Annotated in this window: 14 protein-coding genes and 1 pseudogene; 8 read left to right on the forward strand and 7 right to left on the reverse strand. The window is 70.4% G+C overall.

All coding sequences use genetic code 11. The annotated features are described in order from the left end of the window. Positions 1-179: 179 nt before the first annotated feature. Entirely contained in the window at positions 180-1,469 is a 1,290-nt protein-coding gene (locus ACIOHP_RS24040) for a citrate synthase (protein WP_266826777.1), read from the forward strand. An 873-nt stretch (positions 1,470-2,342) separates the two neighbouring features. On the opposite strand, the gene ACIOHP_RS24045 is transcribed toward ACIOHP_RS24040, so the two are convergent. Then, positions 2,343-4,565 carry a heavy metal translocating P-type ATPase gene (locus tag ACIOHP_RS24045; RefSeq protein ID WP_401890608.1) on the reverse strand — a complete coding sequence of 741 codons (2,223 nt, stop codon included), beginning with the start codon at positions 4,563-4,565 and terminating at the stop codon, positions 2,343-2,345. A gap of 80 nt (positions 4,566-4,645) precedes the next feature. Beyond that, positions 4,646-4,885: a heavy-metal-associated domain-containing protein gene (locus ACIOHP_RS24050; protein ID WP_361539131.1), complete on the reverse strand. Its 240-nt coding sequence runs from the start codon at positions 4,883-4,885 to the stop codon at positions 4,646-4,648. Between the two features lie 255 nt (positions 4,886-5,140). Between ACIOHP_RS24050 and ACIOHP_RS24055 the strand changes: the two are divergent. Next, positions 5,141-5,632: pseudogene (locus tag ACIOHP_RS24055) on the forward strand (cation:proton antiporter); the annotation flags it as partial. Between the two features lie 75 nt (positions 5,633-5,707). Here the strand turns inward: ACIOHP_RS24055 and ACIOHP_RS24060 are convergent. After that, positions 5,708-6,373, reverse strand: coding sequence for a TetR/AcrR family transcriptional regulator (locus ACIOHP_RS24060; protein ID WP_401890612.1), 666 nt, complete (start codon positions 6,371-6,373; stop codon positions 5,708-5,710). Between the two features lie 143 nt (positions 6,374-6,516). Here ACIOHP_RS24060 and ACIOHP_RS24065 point away from each other — a divergent pair, with 143 nt between their 5' ends. Both ACIOHP_RS24065 and ACIOHP_RS24070 read left to right on the forward strand, forming a co-directional pair. Then, positions 6,517-8,766, forward strand: coding sequence for an MMPL family transporter (locus tag ACIOHP_RS24065; RefSeq protein ID WP_401890614.1), 2,250 nt, complete (start codon positions 6,517-6,519; stop codon positions 8,764-8,766). Continuing rightward, on the forward strand, positions 8,735-9,778 hold the full coding sequence (locus ACIOHP_RS24070) for a zinc-dependent alcohol dehydrogenase family protein (protein ID WP_401890617.1): 1,044 nt from the start codon (positions 8,735-8,737) through the stop codon (positions 9,776-9,778). Before ACIOHP_RS24065 ends, ACIOHP_RS24070 begins: the two co-directional genes overlap by 32 nt. Here the strand turns inward: ACIOHP_RS24070 and ACIOHP_RS24075 are convergent. The 4 genes from ACIOHP_RS24075 to ACIOHP_RS24090 form a co-directional block, all read right to left on the reverse strand. Then, positions 9,759-10,325 (reverse strand): GNAT family N-acetyltransferase, encoded by a 567-nt coding sequence (locus ACIOHP_RS24075; RefSeq protein ID WP_401890620.1) that lies wholly within the window; start codon positions 10,323-10,325, stop codon positions 9,759-9,761. The two genes, ACIOHP_RS24070 and ACIOHP_RS24075, sit on opposite strands and share 20 nt — an antisense overlap. Positions 10,326-10,442: 117 nt before the next feature. Next, on the reverse strand, positions 10,443-10,643 hold the full coding sequence (locus ACIOHP_RS24080; RefSeq protein WP_046262470.1) for an AlpA family transcriptional regulator: 201 nt from the start codon (positions 10,641-10,643) through the stop codon (positions 10,443-10,445). A 386-nt stretch (positions 10,644-11,029) separates the two neighbouring features. Next, positions 11,030-11,965, reverse strand: coding sequence for a helix-turn-helix domain-containing protein (locus ACIOHP_RS24085; protein WP_401890624.1), 936 nt, complete (start codon positions 11,963-11,965; stop codon positions 11,030-11,032). Positions 11,966-12,069: 104 nt separating this feature from the next. After that, positions 12,070-12,987 (reverse strand): sugar phosphate isomerase/epimerase, encoded by a 918-nt coding sequence (locus tag ACIOHP_RS24090; protein ID WP_307030414.1) that lies wholly within the window; start codon positions 12,985-12,987, stop codon positions 12,070-12,072. Positions 12,988-13,113: 126 nt separating this feature from the next. Here ACIOHP_RS24090 and iolC point away from each other — a divergent pair, with 126 nt between their 5' ends. The 4 genes from iolC to iolD are packed head-to-tail and all read left to right on the forward strand — an operon-like array spanning position 13,114 to position 17,642. Then, entirely contained in the window at positions 13,114-14,064 is a 951-nt protein-coding gene (iolC, locus tag ACIOHP_RS24095) for a 5-dehydro-2-deoxygluconokinase (RefSeq protein WP_401890627.1), read from the forward strand. Then, positions 14,061-14,942 (forward strand): deoxyribose-phosphate aldolase, encoded by an 882-nt coding sequence (locus ACIOHP_RS24100; protein ID WP_307030418.1) that lies wholly within the window; start codon positions 14,061-14,063, stop codon positions 14,940-14,942. Before iolC ends, ACIOHP_RS24100 begins: the two co-directional genes overlap by 4 nt. 7 nt (positions 14,943-14,949) lie before the next feature. Further along, complete coding sequence (iolB, locus tag ACIOHP_RS24105; protein WP_361478718.1) at positions 14,950-15,762, forward strand: 5-deoxy-glucuronate isomerase; 813 nt, start codon at positions 14,950-14,952, stop codon at positions 15,760-15,762. Continuing rightward, on the forward strand, positions 15,759-17,642 hold the full coding sequence (iolD, locus tag ACIOHP_RS24110) for a 3D-(3,5/4)-trihydroxycyclohexane-1,2-dione acylhydrolase (decyclizing) (protein ID WP_361539105.1): 1,884 nt from the start codon (positions 15,759-15,761) through the stop codon (positions 17,640-17,642). Before iolB ends, iolD begins: the two co-directional genes overlap by 4 nt. The last annotated feature ends 1 nt before the right edge of the window (position 17,643 follow it).

Below are 17,643 nucleotides of genomic sequence, written 5' to 3' on the forward strand. Positions count from 1 at the left end.
GGTCACAGAGCTCTTCCGGAACCGGGCGAGGAGGGGCAGGATGGGCAAGCTGGCGGCACTGAGTGCCGCCAATTAGCCCAATGGCCGACCCCGAGTGCACTCTCCTGCGCCAAATGGGGGATGGTAGAGACAGTCAGGGCAACCTCGAAGATGAGGCACAACGTCGGGTGAGGGAAGACGTGAGCGACAACTCTGTAGTACTGCGGTACGGCGACGGCGAGTACACCTACCCGGTGATCGACAGCACCGTCGGCGACAAGGGCTTCGACATCGGCAAGCTCCGCGCCCAGACCGGTCTGGTGACACTGGACAGTGGCTACGGGAACACCGCGGCCTATAAATCCGCCGTCACCTACCTCGACGGCGAGGCGGGCATCCTCCGCTACCGCGGCTACCCGATCGAGCAGCTGGCCGAGCGCTCCACCTTCCTGGAGGTCGCCTACCTGCTGATCAACGGCGAGCTGCCGACCGTCGACGAGCTCACCTCGTTCAAGAACGAGATCACGCAGCACACCCTGCTGCACGAGGACGTCAAGAACTTCTACCGTGGCTTCCCGCGCGACGCCCACCCGATGGCGATGCTGTCCTCGGTCGTCTCCGCGCTGTCCACCTTTTACCAGGACAGCCACAACCCCTTCGACGAGAACCAGCGCAACCTCTCGACGATCCGCCTTCTCGCCAAGCTTCCGACGATCGCGGCGTACGCGTACAAGAAGTCGATCGGTCACCCGTTCGTCTACCCGCGCAACGACCTCGGTTACGTCGAGAACTTCCTGCGGATGACCTTCTCGGTCCCGGCGCAGGAGTACGAGCTCGACCCGGTCGTCGTCTCGGCCCTGGACAAGCTCCTCATCCTGCACGCCGACCACGAGCAGAACTGTTCGACGTCGACGGTCCGCCTGGTCGGTTCCTCGCAGGCGAACATGTTCGCGTCGATCTCCGCCGGCATCTCCGCCCTGTGGGGCCCGCTGCACGGTGGCGCCAACCAGTCCGTCCTGGAGATGCTCGAGGGCATCCAGGCGTCCGGCGGCGATGTCGACTCCTTCATCCGCAAGGTGAAGAACAAGGAGGACGGCGTCCGCCTGATGGGCTTCGGCCACCGGGTGTACAAGAACTTCGACCCGCGCGCCAAGATCATCAAGGCCGCGGCCCACGACGTTCTCTCGGCGCTGGGCAAGTCCGACGAGCTGCTGGACATCGCCCTGAAGCTGGAGGAGCACGCGCTCTCCGACGACTACTTCGTCTCGCGCAGCCTCTACCCGAACGTCGACTTCTACACCGGCCTCATCTACCGCGCCATGGGCTTCCCGACCGAGATGTTCACGGTCCTCTTCGCCCTCGGCCGCCTCCCGGGCTGGATCGCCCAGTGGCACGAAATGATCAAGGAGCCCGGCTCCCGCATCGGCCGCCCCCGCCAGATCTACACCGGCGTCGTCGAGCGCGACTTCGTCCCGGTCGAGGAGCGCTGACACCTGCCGGTGGGGGGCGCTGCTTCGGTGGGCGCCCCGTCGCTGGAGGCGTATCCGTCGGCTTGCAGTCGCGGTCCTGGGCCCGTTGGCATGCAGGGCCGGATGGCTGCGGCCGGGGGTCCGGGGGGTGCCCCCGGGTAGACGCTGCCGCGGGCGTCGTCGGGCGTGGCTTCGTCCCTGTCGAGGAGCGCTGACACCTGCCGGTGGGGGCGCCGCTTCGGTGAGCGCCCCCGTCGGTGGAGGCGCATCCCCGATAGGGGTGGTGCCCCGCTGTGTTGAGGCGTGATGTCGCAGGGCCCCGTACACCTGAGGGTGTGCGGGGCCTTCGTGTGTCCGGTGGCCGGGGGTGGGCGCACATAGGAGAAGGCGCCCCAGCGCCAGTCCCCCCACGGGCCGACGACCAGGGCGCCTTCCCATGTCCCGGTGCGGATTCCCCCCACGGGATCCGGCCGGGCGTCTGAGAGACCAGCGCCTGAATTCGCTGTCTTTCGGTATTGCCTGGTACTGCCGTTGAGCAGAACGAGCAAAACTCGCCGTACTACTCCTGTGTGCGATCTGCCGGGACAGCGCACGGTCGGGAGGGCCGCTCAAAGCTTCCCGAAGTGCGTGCCCCGGCAACGCATCTCTGAGGAAGTCCCCCAAGACATCCCCAGATGCCAGAACGCGCCCCCCAAGACGCGGCCTGACATCGTCAACTTAGACCTTCGAACCCCTTCGATGGTTACCTTCACATCACTGTGATCTGCGTCTCTTGCATTTGTCCGTTAGGTGCGCAAGAGGGCCGATACGTCGATCGAGGCCCCAGCGTAAGGATGATGCGCGAGCCTTGTGAAGAGCTTATGTGAGTGTCGCGCCGGACTCCAGAGGGACCCCTCAACGGAATGCGCGCAGACGCAGGCTGTTCGTCACCACGAAGACCGAGGAGAAGGCCATGGCGGCCCCCGCGATCATCGGGTTCAGAAGCCCCGCGGCGGCCAGCGGCAGCGCCGCCACGTTGTAACCGAACGCCCACACGAGATTGCCCTTGATCGTGGCCAGCGTCCGCCGCGACAGCCTGATCGCGTCGACGGCCACCCGAAGATCCCCGCGCACCAGCGTCAGATCACTCGCCTCGATCGCCGCGTCCGTCCCCGTCCCCATGGCGAGCCCCAGGTCCGCGGTGGCGAGCGCGGCCGCGTCGTTGACCCCGTCCCCGACCATGGCCACGACCCGCCCCTCGGCCCGCAACCGCCGTACGACGTCGACCTTGTCCTCGGGCAGCACCTCGGCGACGACCCGCTCGATCCCGACCTGCGCGGCCACCGCCTCCGCCACCGCCCGGTTGTCCCCGGTCAGCAGCACCGGCGTCAGCCCCAGCGCCCGCAGCTCCCGCACCGCCTCGGCACTGGTCTCCTTCACCGCGTCCGCGACGGCCACGACACCCCGTGCCACCCCGTCCCAGCCGACCACCACGGCCGTACGTCCGCCGCTCTCGGCCTCTTTCTTGATCCGGGCCAACTCCTGCGGCAGGACGTCGTAGAGGCGCCCCACGGCCACGTCACGGCCCTCCACGCGCCCACGCACGCCCCGCCCGAGCACGTTCTCGAACCCCTCGACCTCCGGAAGCGGCCCGACCCGCTCCTCGGCACCGGCCGCGACCGCCCGGGCGACGGGGTGCTCGGAGGCGTGCTCCAGGGCGCCCGCGAGCCGCAGCACCTGCTTCTCGTCGGTGCCCTCGACGGCGTGGACCTCCTGGAGGGTCATGCGTCCGGTGGTCACCGTGCCGGTCTTGTCGAGTACGACGGTGTCGACCCGGCGCGTGGACTCCAGCACCTCGGGCCCCTTGATGAGGATGCCCAGCTGCGCCCCGCGCCCCGTCCCGACCATCAGCGCGGTCGGCGTGGCCAGTCCCAGCGCGCACGGACAGGCGATGATCAGCACGGCGACGGCCGCGGTGAACGCGGCGACCGTGTCCCCGGTGAGGCCCAGCCAGACCCCGAAGGTGGCGACGGCGATCAGGATGACGGCCGGCACGAACACGGCGGAGATCCGGTCGGCGAGCCGCTGCACCTCGGCCTTGCCGTTCTGCGCCTCCTCGACGAGCTTCGCCATCCGCGCGAGCCGGGTGTCGGCGCCCACGCGCGTGGCGGCCACGACGAGCCGCCCGCCGACGTTCACGGTCGCGCCCGCGACGGCGGACCCCACCGCCACGTCCACCGGCACCGACTCCCCGGTCAGCATCGACGCGTCCACCGCGGAGGCGCCCTCGACGACGGTGCCGTCGGTGGCGACCTTCTCCCCGGGCCGTACGACGAACCGGTCCCCGACCGCCAGCCGGCCCACCGGGATCCGCACCTCGCGCCCGTCCCGCAGCACGGCCACGTCCTTGGCGCCCAGCTCCATCAGCGCCCGCAGCGCCGCCCCCGCGCGCCGCTTGGAACGGGCCTCCAGATAGCGCCCGAGCAGAATGAACACGGTGACCCCGGCGGCCACTTCGAGATAGATGGTCGAGGCGCCCTGCGCGCGGGAGACGGTGAACGCGAACTCGTCCTTCATGCCCGCCATGCCCGCGTCCCCGAGGAACAGCGCCCACAGCGACCAGCCGAACGCGGCCAGCGTGCCCAGTGAGACCAGCGTGTCCATGGTGGCCGCGGCGTGCCGCGCGTTCGTCCAGGCGGCCTTGTGGAAGGGCAGCCCGCCCCAGACGACGACGGGGGAGGCGAGGGTGAGCGCGAGCCACTGCCAATTGTCGAACTGGAGAGCCGGGACCATCGAGAGCAGCACCACGGGGACGGCGAGCACGGCGGCGACGGCGAGACGCTGTCGTAGCGACGTCAATTCCGGGTCCTCGTCCGCCGCCGTTTCCTCCCGGGGCGGCGTCGGCTCCTGTGCCGTGTACCCGGTCTTCACCACCGTGGCGATCAGATCGGCGACTCCGACGCCCTGGGCGAAGGTGACCTTCGCCTTCTCGGTGGCGTAGTTCACCGTGGCGGTGACCCCGTCCATCCGGTTGAGCTTCTTCTCCACACGAGCCGCGCAGGAGGCACAGGTCATCCCGCCGATGAGGAGCTCGACTTCGGAGGTGGTCGGCGTTATCGGGGTCTCGGTGGCGGTCATGGCGTACTCCAGGAAACGGGCCGGGCCGTGCGGGACCAGTCTCAACCGGTCGGCACGGCCCGTGGTGAGGGGGGGTGGGGTCAGACCTTGCCGACGAGCTCGAACCCTGCCTCGTCCACAGCCGCGCGCACCGCCTCCTCGTCGAGCGGGGCCTGCGACACGACCGTGACCTCGCCGGTCGACGCGACGGCCTTCACCGAGGTCACCCCCGCGATCTCGGAGAGCTCGCCGGACACGGAACCCTCGCAGTGTCCACAGCTCATCCCGCTCACCTTGTAGACGGTGGTGACGGAACCCTGGGTGTCGGTCTGGGCGCTCATGTCGTTCTCCTCGTCGAGGGATGTGGGCCGATACCCACACTATACCCCTAGGGGGTATTTCTCAAAGAAGCACGGCACCTGGGCGAACACCTCCCTGTCCGGACGGGTGCTCGTCGGCCGCGTCACCAACCACAGTGCGACGCCGTGTGTCGAGTCCCACAGGGCGTGCAGCAGCGAGACGCCGACGAACGTGCCGATCACGGGCCCGGTGAAGGGGGAACGCCCGTCCGGCCGGCGGTACGACAGCAACACGCCGCCGGCGATCTGCACTCGCGGTTCGGTTCGGTGATGCTGGCGGTCGGCGCTGTGGGGGAGTGCGGGCCGGTCATCGCCATGGCGCTGCTGCTGAGCGGGCGGTCGCCGGGGCAGTCGGCGGCAGTGCTCGCGGTGTTCGCGCCGCTGACGGCCGGCGCGGTGTGGTGGGCGCTGCGGCCGCGTCCGCCCTGGTTCTCCCGGGTCGTCGCCAAAACCCTGCACAGCAGCGGCCCGGTTCGCCGTATGCCTGGTGCTGCACGGGGCGGCGCCGAGAGTGCCGGGCCCGTGCTCGAGAAGGTCGAGGCGATGGGGTTCGGCTTCCTGGCGCCGGTGTTCTTCGTGGTCACCGGCATCGAGTTCGACCTGGCCGCCCTGCTGTCCGGCGGCCGCGGGCTGCTGCTCCTGCCGGTCTTCCTGCTGCTGTTCGTCGCCGTCCGCGGTCTTCCGGTGTACGTCCTGGCGCCACGCGATCTTCCGCAACGCGGCCGACGCGCCTGACCCTTTTCGCCTCCACCGCGCTGATGGGGCTGCGGCTGCGGGGGGAGCGGGTGGGGTCGAAGGAGGCGGTCAGGGGGTCGGAGTCGTGGTGAGTCCGTCCGGCAGGCCGAGCCCGGCTCCCACGAGCGGGTCGAGATAGCGGACCAGGGCGTTCTTCAACTCCTGGACGTACGCGTCGCGTTCGGCGCCCTCGTGGGCCAGGACGAGCTCCAGGCCGGCCATGTACATCCCCAGCCCCATGTGCGCGACACGGGCGATCGCGGCCTGGGGCGCCTCGGGCATGAACGAGCGGAGCAGGTTCTCGATGCGGGCGACGAGGGTCGTGTGCAGGGCGTCGTGCTGCTCGGCGATTCGGCCGGGGATGTCGGGGCCGTGCATCAGCGCGAAGAACACCGGGTGCTGGCAGTTGAAGTCGATGAACCGGTCGACGATGGTGCCCACCGCCTGCTCCAGCGGGGTCGTCGGGTCGACGGGCGCGAGCGCCTCGCCGTAGGTCTCCCGCATCTCGTGCATGAGCCGGCCGCCGAGCTCGACGGCGATCGCTTCCTTGTTCGGGAAGAACTGGTAGAGCGTCCCCGGTGAGACGCCCGCCTCCCGGGCGATGGCGTTGGTGCTCGCGGCCGTGTAGCCGGTCGTGCAGAAGACGGAGGCCGCGGCTTCGAGCAGCTGTGCGATACGGCGTTCGCCGCGGGCCTGGCGGCGGCGCGGCTGGTCCTTCTCCTCGTTCGCGGGCACGCGTTATCCCCAACTCTCCGAACAGGATTGACAACACGAGCGGTCGCTCGCATTCTGGAGAAACGCGAGCGAGCTCTCGTGTTTGCCAGTCTATGGCAAGGCAACGGCAGATCCATGCTGCCTGGTGAAGGGGACACCGCACGATGACCGAAGCCGACAAGCCGCCGCGCACCGGGGGCTGGACCAAACTCGTGACCGCCCGACCGCGGTTGTCGCTGCTCGCGGCCCTGGTGCTCACCGTGCTCGCCGTGCTGGCCGGAAGCGGGGTCGCCGACCGTATGGGCGCGGGCGGCTGGGAGGACCCGGACGCCGAGTCCACGTACGCGACCAAGGCGCTCGAGCGCGAGTTCCCGGACTCCCAGCCCAATCTCCTGCTCCTGGTCGACGCGGGGAGCGCCTCGGTGGACGACCCGGCGGTCACGGCCGAGGCCGAGCGCCTGACGGAGCGCCTGTCGGGCGAGCAGGGCGTGACAGGCGTCGGCTCCTACTGGGCCACCGGCGCCCCGGCCCTGCGCGCGGAGGACGGACACGAGGCACTGATCGCCGCCCGCATCACGGGCGACGAGAAGGAGATGGGCAAGACCCTGGACCGCCTCGCGCCCTCCTTCCGCGGTGCGCACGGCCCCGTGGAGGTGACGATCGGCGGCCCGGTCGCCGTGCGGCACGAGATGCAGACGATCATCCAGGAGGACCTCACCCGGGCCGAGCTGATCGCCCTGCCGGTGACGCTCGTCCTGCTGGTGATGGTCTTCGGCAGCGCGGTCGCCGCCCTGCTGCCCCTCGGCATCGGCATCGTGGCGATCCTGGGCACCAACGCCGTGCTGCGCGGCCTGACCGAGTTCACCGACGTCTCGGTCTTCGCGATGAACCTCACCACGGCCCTCGGCCTCGGCCTGGCCATCGACTACGCCCTGTTCATCGTCCGCCGCTTCCGCGAGGAACTGTCCGCCGGCGCCGACCCGTCGACCGCGGTCGGCACCACCCTGCGCACGGCCGGCCGCACGGTCCTCTTCTCGGCCCTCACGGTCGCGGTCTCCCTGGCGGCGATGCTGCTCTTCCCGCAGTACTTCCTGCGCTCCTTCGCCTATGCCGGCATCGCGGTCGTCCTGCTGGCCGCGGCGGCCGCACTGATCCTGCTTCCGGCGGCGCTGGTCCTGCTGGGAGAGCGGGTCGACTCCTGGGACCTGCGGCGCCTGTTCCGCCGCGAGCGGCCCGCCCGGGAAGGCGCGGCCTGGGCGCGCACGGCGACGCTCGTGATGCGCCGGGCCCCCTTCTTCGCGCTCGGCACCACCGCGGTCCTCGTCCTGCTCGGACTCCCCTTCCTGGGGGTGCGGTTCGGCACTGCCGACGACCGCCAGCTGCCCTCGACCGCCGAGTCCCATGTCGTGCAGCAGCACATCAGGGACGGCTTCCCGGGCAGCCCCGGCGGCGGTCTGGAAGTCCTGGCGGAGGGCCGGGCGAGCGAAGCCCAGTACGCCGCGTACAAGGAGCGGATCGCCGAACTCCCCGAGGTGCTGAGGGTCGACGGCCCCCTGGTGCACGGCGAGTCGGCGTACTTCACGGTCCAGCCGAAGGGTGAGGCGGTCGACGACGCGGCTCAGCGTCTCGTGGGCGAACTGCGCTCCACGGACGCCCCCTTCGACACCAGCGTGACCGGGACCGCGGCCGTCCTGGTCGACTCCAAGGACGCGATCGCCGAGCAACTGCCCTGGGCGCTCGCCTTCATAGTGATCGTCACCCTGCTCCTGGTCTTCCTCCTCACCGGCAGCGTGCTGATACCGATCCAGGCGGTGGTGCTCAACGCGCTCAGTCTGACGGCCATGTTCGGCGCGGTGGTCTGGGTCTTCCAGGACGGTCACCTCTCCGGCCCGCTGGGCTTCACCAGCCCCGGCTCGATCGAGACGACCCTCCCGGTCCTGATGTTCTGCGTGGCCTTCGGCCTCTCCATGGACTACGGCGTCTTCCTCCTGTCCCGCATCAAGGAGGAGTACGACACGACAGGCGACCACACCGAGGCGGTCCGCCACGGCCTCCAGCGCACGGGCGGCCTGATCACGGCGGCGGCGGTGATCCTGGCGGTGGTCATGGTCGCGATCGGCACGTCGCGGGTGACGAACACCAAGATGCTGGGCCTGGGCATCGCCCTGGCGGTCGTGATGGACGCGATGATCGTACGGAGCCTGCTGGTCCCGGCGGTGATGAGACTGACGGGACGGGCGACATGGTGGGCGCCGGGACCGCTGCGGAGGTTCCACGAACGGTTCGGCTTGAGCGAAGGGGGCGAGAACCCACCCAGGGGCGCGGGGAACGGCGCGACCAGCCACGATGTACCCGCAGACGAAAACGGCGAGGGGATGGCAGATGCGAGCGGTGGTATTCGAGCAATACGGTGACCCGGCAGAGGTACGCGAGGTCCCCGACCCCGCACCTCCCACGCACGGAGTCGTCGTACGCGTAGAAGCCACCGGCCTCTGCCGAAGCGACTGGCACGGCTGGCAGGGCCACGACCCGGACATCACCCTCCCCCACGTACCCGGCCACGAACTCGCCGGTGTCGTGGAAGCAGTCGGCACCGCCGTCACCGCCTGGCGCCCCGGCGAGAGAGTGACCGTCCCCTTCGTCTGCGCCTGCGGCACCTGCGCGACCTGCGCCGCCGGCGACCACCAGATCTGCCCGCACCAGACCCAGCCGGGCTTCACCCACTGGGGTTCGTTCGCCCAGTACGTGGCCCTGGACCACGCCGACGTGAACCTCGTGGCGGTCCCCGACGACCTCTCCTACGCCACCGCCGCAGGGCTCGGCTGCCGTTTCGCCACGGCGTTCCGCGCGGTCGTGCAACAGGGACGGGTCGCCGCGGGGGAGTGGGTCGCGGTGCACGGCTGTGGCGGGGTGGGCCTGTCGGCGGTGATGATCGCGGCGGCGTCGGGGGCGAGGGTGGTGGCGGTGGACGTGTCCCCGCAGGCGCTCGACCTGGCACGGAAGTTCGGCGCGGCGGAGTGCGTGGACGCGTCGAAGGCCGGGGACACGGGGGCGGCGGTCCGCGAGCTGACCGGCGGCGGCGCCCATCTGTCGCTGGACGCCCTGGGCTCGCCCGTCACCTGCGCGGCCTCGGTCGACTCGCTGCGCCGCCGGGGCCGGCACGTCCAGGTCGGCCTGCTCCCCTCACCCACCGGCACGACCCCGGTTCCGATGGCCCGCGTGATCGCCCTGGAGCTCGAACTCCTGGGCAGCCACGGCATGGCCGCGCACACCTACCCGCCGATGCTGGAGCTCGTCCGGGCGGGCGTGCTGCGGCCCGATCTGCTGGTGACGTCCTCGATCGACCTGGACGCGACCCCCGCCGCGCTGGCCGCGATGGGCACGGCACCGGGGGCGGGGGTGACGGTCATCGAGCCGTGGCGGTGAGGGCGACCCAGTCGCGGTCGAGGATGCCCATGACGACTTCGTCGACCCATGCGCCGTGCTTGAACTCGGTCTCCCGCCGGAGGCCCTCCCGTACGAACCCGGCCTTCTCGTACACGCGCAGGGCCCGGTGGTTGAAGGCGTATGCCTCCAATTGGATCCGGTGCAGGCCGAGTCGCTCGAAGCCGTACCCGACGATGAGCCGCGTCGCCTCCGTGCCGATGCCCCGGCCGCGTCCCCGCGGGCCGATGAGCGTGCGGAAGGTGCAGCTGCGGGCCTCGGGGTCCCACTCGTAGAGCACGACCTCGCCGACGAGTTCACCGGTGGCGTGGTCGGTGACGGCGAGGTCGAGGCGGTCCGGCTGAGCGCTGCGGGAGCCGTACCAGTCCCGCAGCCGCTCCGGGGTGATCTCGGCGGGCGGGTCGCCCGTGAAGTGGGTGACCTCCGCGTCGCCGATGATCTCCCACATGCCCTCCGCGTCCGCCTCCGTGAACGGACGCAGCACGGTCTTCCCGCCGGTGAGGACAGGTTTGACAGAGAAGTCGCTCATGGGGCGACTGTGTCAGAGACGACCTTCTCGAGGCCCGCGGTTTTCGTGGCCACCGGCACACGAAAAGGGGTGCCCGCGAGCCGTACGCAGGCACCCTTCGACACGACGGGAGGTGTCTCAGTCCTCTCTGCGCCCACGGTTGCCCGGGCGCGCGGCGACCCATTTCCGGACGGTGTCCGCGTACCAGAACGGCTTGCCGCCCTCGACATGGTCGGGCGGCGGGAGCAGCCCGTGCTTGCGGTACGACCGCACGGTGTCCGGCTGCACCCGGATGTGCGCCGCGATCTCCTTGTACGACCAGAGCCTTCGGTCGGTCATGAGTGGCACCTCCTCGCGCGCACCGCGGCGCCGGCCGGGAACGGCCGTCGGGGGTACCGGGCGCTGCGCTGGCGATCACAAAGCCTGTGCCCGGTGAACGACGTTGAGTGACCGCAAGTCAGGGCCTGTGTACCGCGTGTGACGCAAGACCCGCGTACACGCGACATGTGTGACACGAAGGGGGCGTTTGTGACGTGAGTGCAGCAAAGGCGTACGCGGGCCTATGGGCGGGGCGCGTTGACATCGGCACGCGGACCGCTCCTCACGGCGTGCGGTCGGAGGCGGATGCCCAGGACGGGCCGGACCCGCTGCGCCGGGCCCGGCCCGCCGGCTCCCCCGTCCCCCCGTGGCCGGAGCGGCTCAGCACCGGAGGTCACAGACTGCATTCAGCCAACACCGCCGGTCTTGGAAAAATCCGCACCGCCACCCGGCGTGAGCACCAGACTCGTCGCCTCGCCCGTCATCCGGTCACCGTCGGGCACCCCGCCCGGCCCGCGTCGCGCCAGCGTGAACTCCCGCGGTGTGCACCCGGTCATCGCCTTGAACTCACCGCTGAGATGGGCCTGGTCGTAGTACCCGCACACCGCCGCGGTCTCCGCCTGCCCCCGCCCCGCCGCCAGCAGCCGCCGAGCCCGCTGCAACCGCAGCACCCGGGCCGCCGCCTTGGGCCCGAGCCCGATCTGCTCCCGGAACCGGCTCTCCAGCTGCCGCACGCTCCACCCGACCTCCTCGGCAAGCCGCGGCACCGGCATCGCACCCCCGCTCCGCACCAACTCCGCCCACGCCCGCACGACTCGGTCCGAGCAGGGCGTACCTGCCGCGAACCACCGCGCGAACACCTCGTCCAGCAGCCCGAACCGCGACTCCCACGTCGGCAACGCGGCCAACGCGGAAGCGAGTTCACCGACCCGGTCGGGCAAGGCATGCGGCAACTCGTCCGGATCGACGGTCCGATTGGCGAGTTCGTGCTGCGGCGTCCCGAAGAGAGTGAAGGCCGCCCAGGGCGCCAACAGCACCTCGATGCCGGAGAGCCGTCCGTCGTGCTCTCCGACGGCAGGGGTCGTCGTGGGCCCGCAGAACACGGACACGAGGGTGTCAGGGGCACGTCCCGCCCGGGAGATCCGTACGGGCTCCTCGAACCCGAGCAGCAGCGTGGCCGCCCCGATGGGCGCCTCCAGCCGCCGCCGGGGCCCCTTCATGGCGACCCGGACCCCGCGATAGCTGATGATCGCGGGCCGCACCCGAGGATGAGGCGCGGCAACGGCGAACTCCCAGGTCCCAGAGGGTCCATATCCGTTCAGGACACGCGCGGCACGACTCATCGCCCCATGCTGCAACACTCCCGGGGGCGCGGGGAACTGCGCGACAGGCCGCGAATCACCCGCACTCGCCCACGCACGGCACCCGGCACCCCCTCAGGCGCCCGTCACGCCCCGCAACTCCGAAGAAACGCACGAGTCCGCTGAGCGATGGGCAACGGCTTGTCCGGCTCGCAGGGGTACATGTCCTGCTCGACGATCGCGAACAGATCCACATCCAGCTTTCCCGCAGCCTCCAGGACCGGCCCCAGCGCAGGCACACCGGTCGGCGGCTCGCACATCACACCCTGCGCCACCGCGGGCCCGAACGGCGTCCCCTTGGCCCGCACGTCCGCGAGGATCTCCGGATCCACCTGCTTGAGATGCAGATACCCGATCCGTGACCCGTACGTCTCGATCAGCTTGACACTGTCCCCGCCGCAGTACGCGTAGTGCCCCGTGTCCAGGCACAGCGACACGAGCGAGGAGTCGGTCCCGTCCAGGAAGCGGACGACATTCGACTCACTGTCGATGTGTGTGTCGGCGTGCGGATGGACGACGATCCGGAGCCCGTACTCCTCCCGCACCCGCTGCCCAAGACGCTCGGTCAACGAGGTGAGATTGCGCCACTGCTCCGGCGTCAGGGTGTCGGACTCCAGCACCTCACCGGTCTTGTCGTCCCGCCAGAAGGACGGAATGACCACGAGGTGCTTCGCTCCCATCGCCTGCGCCAGCACCGCGTTGTCCGCGACATGCGCCCAGGTCTTCTCCCACACGGCCTCGCCGTGATGCAGGCCGGTGAAGACGGTGCCGGCGGACACTTTCAGGCCCCGACGGTTCACCTCCTCGGTGAGGACCGCGGGATCGGTCGGCAGATACCCGTACGGGCCCAGCTCGATCCACTCGTAACCGGAGCCGGCGACCTCGTCGAGGAAGCGCTGCCAGGGGACCTGCTGGGGGTCGTCGGGGAACCACACACCCCAGGAGTCGGGAGCCGACCCGATCCGGATGCGCGACAGTGAGGGCTGAGGTGACAACGACGTCATGCCGGTCAGCTTCGGTTCGAGCAGTAAGCGCTGTCAAGGTCTCGTCCGAATGTCTGGACAAAACATTGACAGGGCGCGGGATCCGGGGCTAGAAATCCGGGGGAGAGCCGATACGAAGGGAACTCGATGGCGTACGACCTGATCACCATGGGGCGGATCGGAGTAGACATCTATCCGCTGCAGACGGGCGTCCCGCTGCCGGAGGTGGAGTCCTTCGGCAAGTTCCTCGGCGGCTCGGCCACGAATGTCGCGGTCGCCGCCGCCCGCCTGGGACGCCGCACCGCGGTGATCACACGCACCGGCGACGACCCCTTCGGTACCTATCTCCACCAGGCGCTGAAGGACTTCGGCGTCGACGACCGTTGGGTCACCCCGGTCCCGGGCCTGCCCACCCCGGTCGTCTTCTGCGAGATCTTCCCGCCGGACGACTTCCCGCTGTACTTCTACCGGGAGCCCAAGGCCCCGGACCTGGAGATCGACGCCCACGAGCTCGACCTCGACGCCATCCGGGACGCCCGTGTCTTCTGGGTCACCGGCACCGGCCTGAGCGAGGAGCCCAGCCGTACGGCGACGCTGGCGGCCCTCGCCCACCGTGCCAGGACGGGCCTCACGGTCTTCGACCTCGACTGGCGCCCCATGTTCTGGAAGGACCCCGCGCAGGCCCGCCCCTTCTACGAGGAGGCCCTGCGCCACACCACCGTCGCGGTCGGCAACCTCGACGAGGTGGAGGTCGCGACAGGCGTCCGCGAACCCCGCGCGGCGGCCCAGGAGCTGCTGGACGCCGGTGTCGAGCTCGCCGTGGTCAAGCAGGGCCCCAAGGGTGTCCTCGCCGTCAACAGCAAGGGCGAGGAAGCCGAGGTCCCGCCCCTGCCCGTCACCGTCCTCAACGGTCTCGGCGCCGGCGACGCCTTCGGCGGCTCGCTCTGCCACGGCCTCCTCGAAGGCTGGGACCTGGAGAAGATCATGCGGCACGCCAACGCGGCCGGGGCCATTGTCGCCTCCCGCCTGGAGTGCAGTTCGGCGATGCCCACACCCGACGAGGTCGAGGCCGCGATCAGCGCGGGGGCCGTCAAGTGACCGTCGACGTCTCCGAACTCGTCCGTCTGCGCACCCGCCACCCCGAGGCGATCGCGGAGGCCGCCGCCCGCCGGGTCCGCCGGCCGCTGCTCGGCGCGAACGACCGCCTGATGATCGTCGCCGCCGACCACCCGGCCCGCGGCGCCCTCGGCGTCGGCGACCGCAAGTTCGCCATGGCCAACCGCGCCGACCTGCTCGAACGCCTGGTCCTGGCGCTGTCCCGGCCCGGCGTCGACGGCGTCCTCGCCACCGCCGACATCCTCGACGACCTGCTGCTGCTCGGCGCCCTCGACGGCAAGGTCGTCATGGGCTCGATGAACCGCGGCGGCCTCCAGGGCGCCAGCTTCGAACTCGACGACCGCTTCACCGGCCATCGCGCCGAGGACATACAGCGGCTCGGCTTCGACGCCGGCAAGCTGCTGCTGCGGATCGACTACGCCGACGCGGGCTCCCTCACCACCATGGAGTCCACCGCCCGCGCGATCGACGACATGGCCGCACGGCGACTCCCGGTCTTCGTCGAGCCGTTCATCAGCAGCCGCACGGACGAGGGCAAGGTGCGCAACGACCTCTCCGCCGAAGCCGTCACCAAGTCCATCGCCATCGCCTCGGGCCTGGGCGGCAGTTCGGCCTACACCTGGCTGAAGGTCCCCGTCACCGACAACCCCGACGACATGGCCGAGGTCATGGCCACCTCCACGCTGCCCGCCGTCCTCCTGGGCGGCGAGGTGGGAGACGACCAGGACGGCGCGTACGAGAAGTGGCGCGGGGCGCTGCAACTCCCCACCGTCAGGGGTCTGGTGGTCGGCCGTTCGCTGCTCTACCCGGCGGACGGGGACGTGGCCGCCGCCGTGGACACCGCCGTAGGACTGCTGTGAGGGCCGCATGAGCATCGAGTTGTACGTTCCCGAGGGATCCTCGACCAACGCCCTGTACACCGTGGACATCGACCCCAAGCGGGCCGGCTGGACCTACTGCAGTCTGCGGATCGTCACGCTGGAGCCGGGTGGCACGCATACCTTCACCACCGGCGACAGCGAGTGGATCGTTCTTCCGCTGGAAGGCGGATGTACCGTACAAACAGAAGAAAACGAGTTCCAACTCCTGGGCAGGGAAAGCGTGTTCGCGTCGGTCTCCGACTTCGCGTACGTTCCCCGCGACGCCCGGGCAACGATCGCCTCCGGCGCGGGAGGCCGCTTCGCCCTGGCAGGAGCGAAGTGCGAGCGACGACTCCCCGCCCGCTACGGCCCCGCGCCGGAGGTCCCCACCGAAGAGCGCGGCAGCGGCAACCGGCTGCGCCACGTCCGCAACTTCGCCTCCGCCGACGCCTTCGACTGCGACAAGCTCATCGCCGTCGAGGTCATCACCCCCGGCGGCAACTGGTCCTCGTACCCGCCCCACAAGCACGACGAGAACCGGCCCGGCGAGGAAGCGGAGCTGGAGGAGATCTACTACTTCGAGATCGACGGCCCGAACGGTTTCGGCTATCAGCGCGTATCTCCCTCCCGTGAGGGCGGATCGGACGTCCTCACGGAGGTCCGCTCCGGCGACGCCGTCCTCGTCCCCGACGGATGGCACGGCCCGTCCATCGCCCAGCCCGACCACGACATGTACTACCTGAACGTCATGGCGGGACCGGGTCAGACGCGGGAGTGGCGGATCTGCTTCCACCCGGACCACACGGAGGGTTACCGATGACCTCAACGACGAGGCTCACGGTCGCGCAGGCACTCGTACGCTTCCTCGCCGCCCAGTACTCGGAGCGCGACGGCGTACGGCAGCGGCTGATCGGCGCCACCTGGGGCATCTTCGGCCACGGCAACGTGGCCGGACTCGGTCAGGCGCTCATCGAGTACGGCGACGACATGCCGTACCACCAGGGCCGCAACGAGCAGTCGATGGTCCACGCGGCCATCGGGTACGCCAGGCAGTCGAACCGTCTGTCCACCCACGCCGTCACCACCTCCATCGGCCCCGGCGCCACCAACCTGGTCACCGGCGCCGCGCTCGCCACGATCAACCACCTCCCGGTCCTGCTCCTGCCCGGCGACACCTTCGCCACCCGCGTCGCCGACCCGGTCCTCCAGCAGCTCGAGGTCCCGTACGCGGGAGACATCAGCGTCAACGACAGCCTGCGCCCGGTGTCGAGGTACTTCGACCGCGTCACACGCCCGGAGGCCCTGATCCCGGCGGCCCTCCAGGCGATGCGCGTCCTCACCGACCCGGTGGAGACGGGCGCGGTGACCCTCGCGCTCCCGCAGGACGTCCAGGCCGAGGCCTACGACTGGCCCGACGAGTTCTTCGCCGAGCGCACCTGGGTCGTACGCCGCCCGGGCGCGGACCCGACCGAACTCGCCGAGGCGGTACGGGCGATCCGCGCGGCCCGGCGGCCGCTGATCGTCGCGGGCGGCGGCGTCCACCACAGCCGTGCGGAGGAGGCCCTCGCCGAGTTCGCGGAGACCACGGGCATCCCCGTCGCCTCCACCCAGGCCGGCAAGGGCTCCCTGCGCTGGGACCACCCCCAGGACGTCGGCGGCATCGGCCACACCGGCACCGCGACCGCCAACGAACTCGCCCGCCAGGCCGACCTGGTGATAGGCGTCGGCACCCGCTACACCGACTTCACCACGGCCTCCCACACCCTGTTCTCGGGTGACGGCGTGCGCTTCCTCAACCTCAACATCGCCCCGTTCGACGGCCACAAGCTCGCCGGGCAGCCGCTCGTCGCGGACGCGAGCAGCGGCCTGGCCGAGCTGACCGCGGCCCTGCGCATGCACGACCACCGGGTCACGGAGTCGTACGTCGATGAGTACAGGCTCGACAAGGACCGCTGGGAGTACCGCGTCGACGCCGCCTACGAGGCCGACGAACCCGATGTACGCCCGACCCAGCCGCAGGTCCTCGGCGCCCTGGACGCCCTGGTCGACGAGTCCGACGTGATCATCAACGCGGCCGGCTCGCTCCCCGGCGACCTCCACAAGCTGTGGCGGGCACGCTCCCGGGACCAGTACCACCTGGAGTACGGCTACTCCTGCATGGGCTACGAGATCCCGGCCGCGATCGGCGTGAAGATGGCCGCCCCCGAGCGCAACGTCTGGGCGCTGGTCGGCGACGGCACGTACCTGATGATGCCGACCGAGATCGTGACCGCCGTCCAGGAGGGCGTCGCGATCAAGATGCTGCTCATCCAGAACCACGGGTACGCCTCGATCGGCGGGCTCTCCGAGTCGGTGGGCGGCGAGCGGTTCGGCACCGCGTACCGGTACCGCTCCGAGGACGGTACCTACACCGGGGCGCCGCTCCCGGTGGATCTGGCCGCCAACGCGGCCAGCCTGGGCATGCGCGTGCTGCGCGCGAAGACCGTGAGTGACCTGCGCGAGGCCCTCGCTCAGGCACGTGCGGCGGACACACCCACATGTGTCTACGTCGAGACCGAAACGGCAGACACAGTGTCGGGCGCGCCTCCGGCGCAAGCCTGGTGGGATGTACCTGTGGCCGAGACCGCGACCCGACCGTCGGCGGTCAAGGCACGAGAGCTGTACGACCGGCACGTCTCTACCCGACGCCGCCATCTGTGAA

The sequence above is a fragment of the Streptomyces sp. NPDC087859 genome (assembly GCF_044742595.1).
Taxonomy (GTDB): Bacteria; Actinomycetota; Actinomycetes; order Streptomycetales; family Streptomycetaceae; genus Streptomyces; species Streptomyces canus_F.

Coding starts and splice junctions, on each gene's coding strand:
- ACIOHP_RS24045 (WP_401890608.1), bottom strand. CDS start 4,565: ATGACCGCCACCGAGACCCCGATAACGCCGACCACCTCCGAAGTCGAG.
- ACIOHP_RS24050 (WP_361539131.1), bottom strand. CDS start 4,885: ATGAGCGCCCAGACCGACACCCAGGGTTCCGTCACCACCGTCTACAAG.
- ACIOHP_RS24065 (WP_401890614.1), top strand. CDS start 6,517: ATGACCGAAGCCGACAAGCCGCCGCGCACCGGGGGCTGGACCAAACTC.
- ACIOHP_RS24070 (WP_401890617.1), top strand. CDS start 8,735: ATGCGAGCGGTGGTATTCGAGCAATACGGTGACCCGGCAGAGGTACGC.
- ACIOHP_RS24075 (WP_401890620.1), bottom strand. CDS start 10,325: ATGAGCGACTTCTCTGTCAAACCTGTCCTCACCGGCGGGAAGACCGTG.
- ACIOHP_RS24080 (WP_046262470.1), bottom strand. CDS start 10,643: ATGACCGACCGAAGGCTCTGGTCGTACAAGGAGATCGCGGCGCACATC.
- ACIOHP_RS24085 (WP_401890624.1), bottom strand. CDS start 11,965: ATGAGTCGTGCCGCGCGTGTCCTGAACGGATATGGACCCTCTGGGACC.
- ACIOHP_RS24090 (WP_307030414.1), bottom strand. CDS start 12,987: ATGACGTCGTTGTCACCTCAGCCCTCACTGTCGCGCATCCGGATCGGG.
- iolC (WP_401890627.1), top strand. CDS start 13,114: ATGGCGTACGACCTGATCACCATGGGGCGGATCGGAGTAGACATCTAT.
- iolB (WP_361478718.1), top strand. CDS start 14,950: ATGAGCATCGAGTTGTACGTTCCCGAGGGATCCTCGACCAACGCCCTG.
- iolD (WP_361539105.1), top strand. CDS start 15,759: ATGACCTCAACGACGAGGCTCACGGTCGCGCAGGCACTCGTACGCTTC.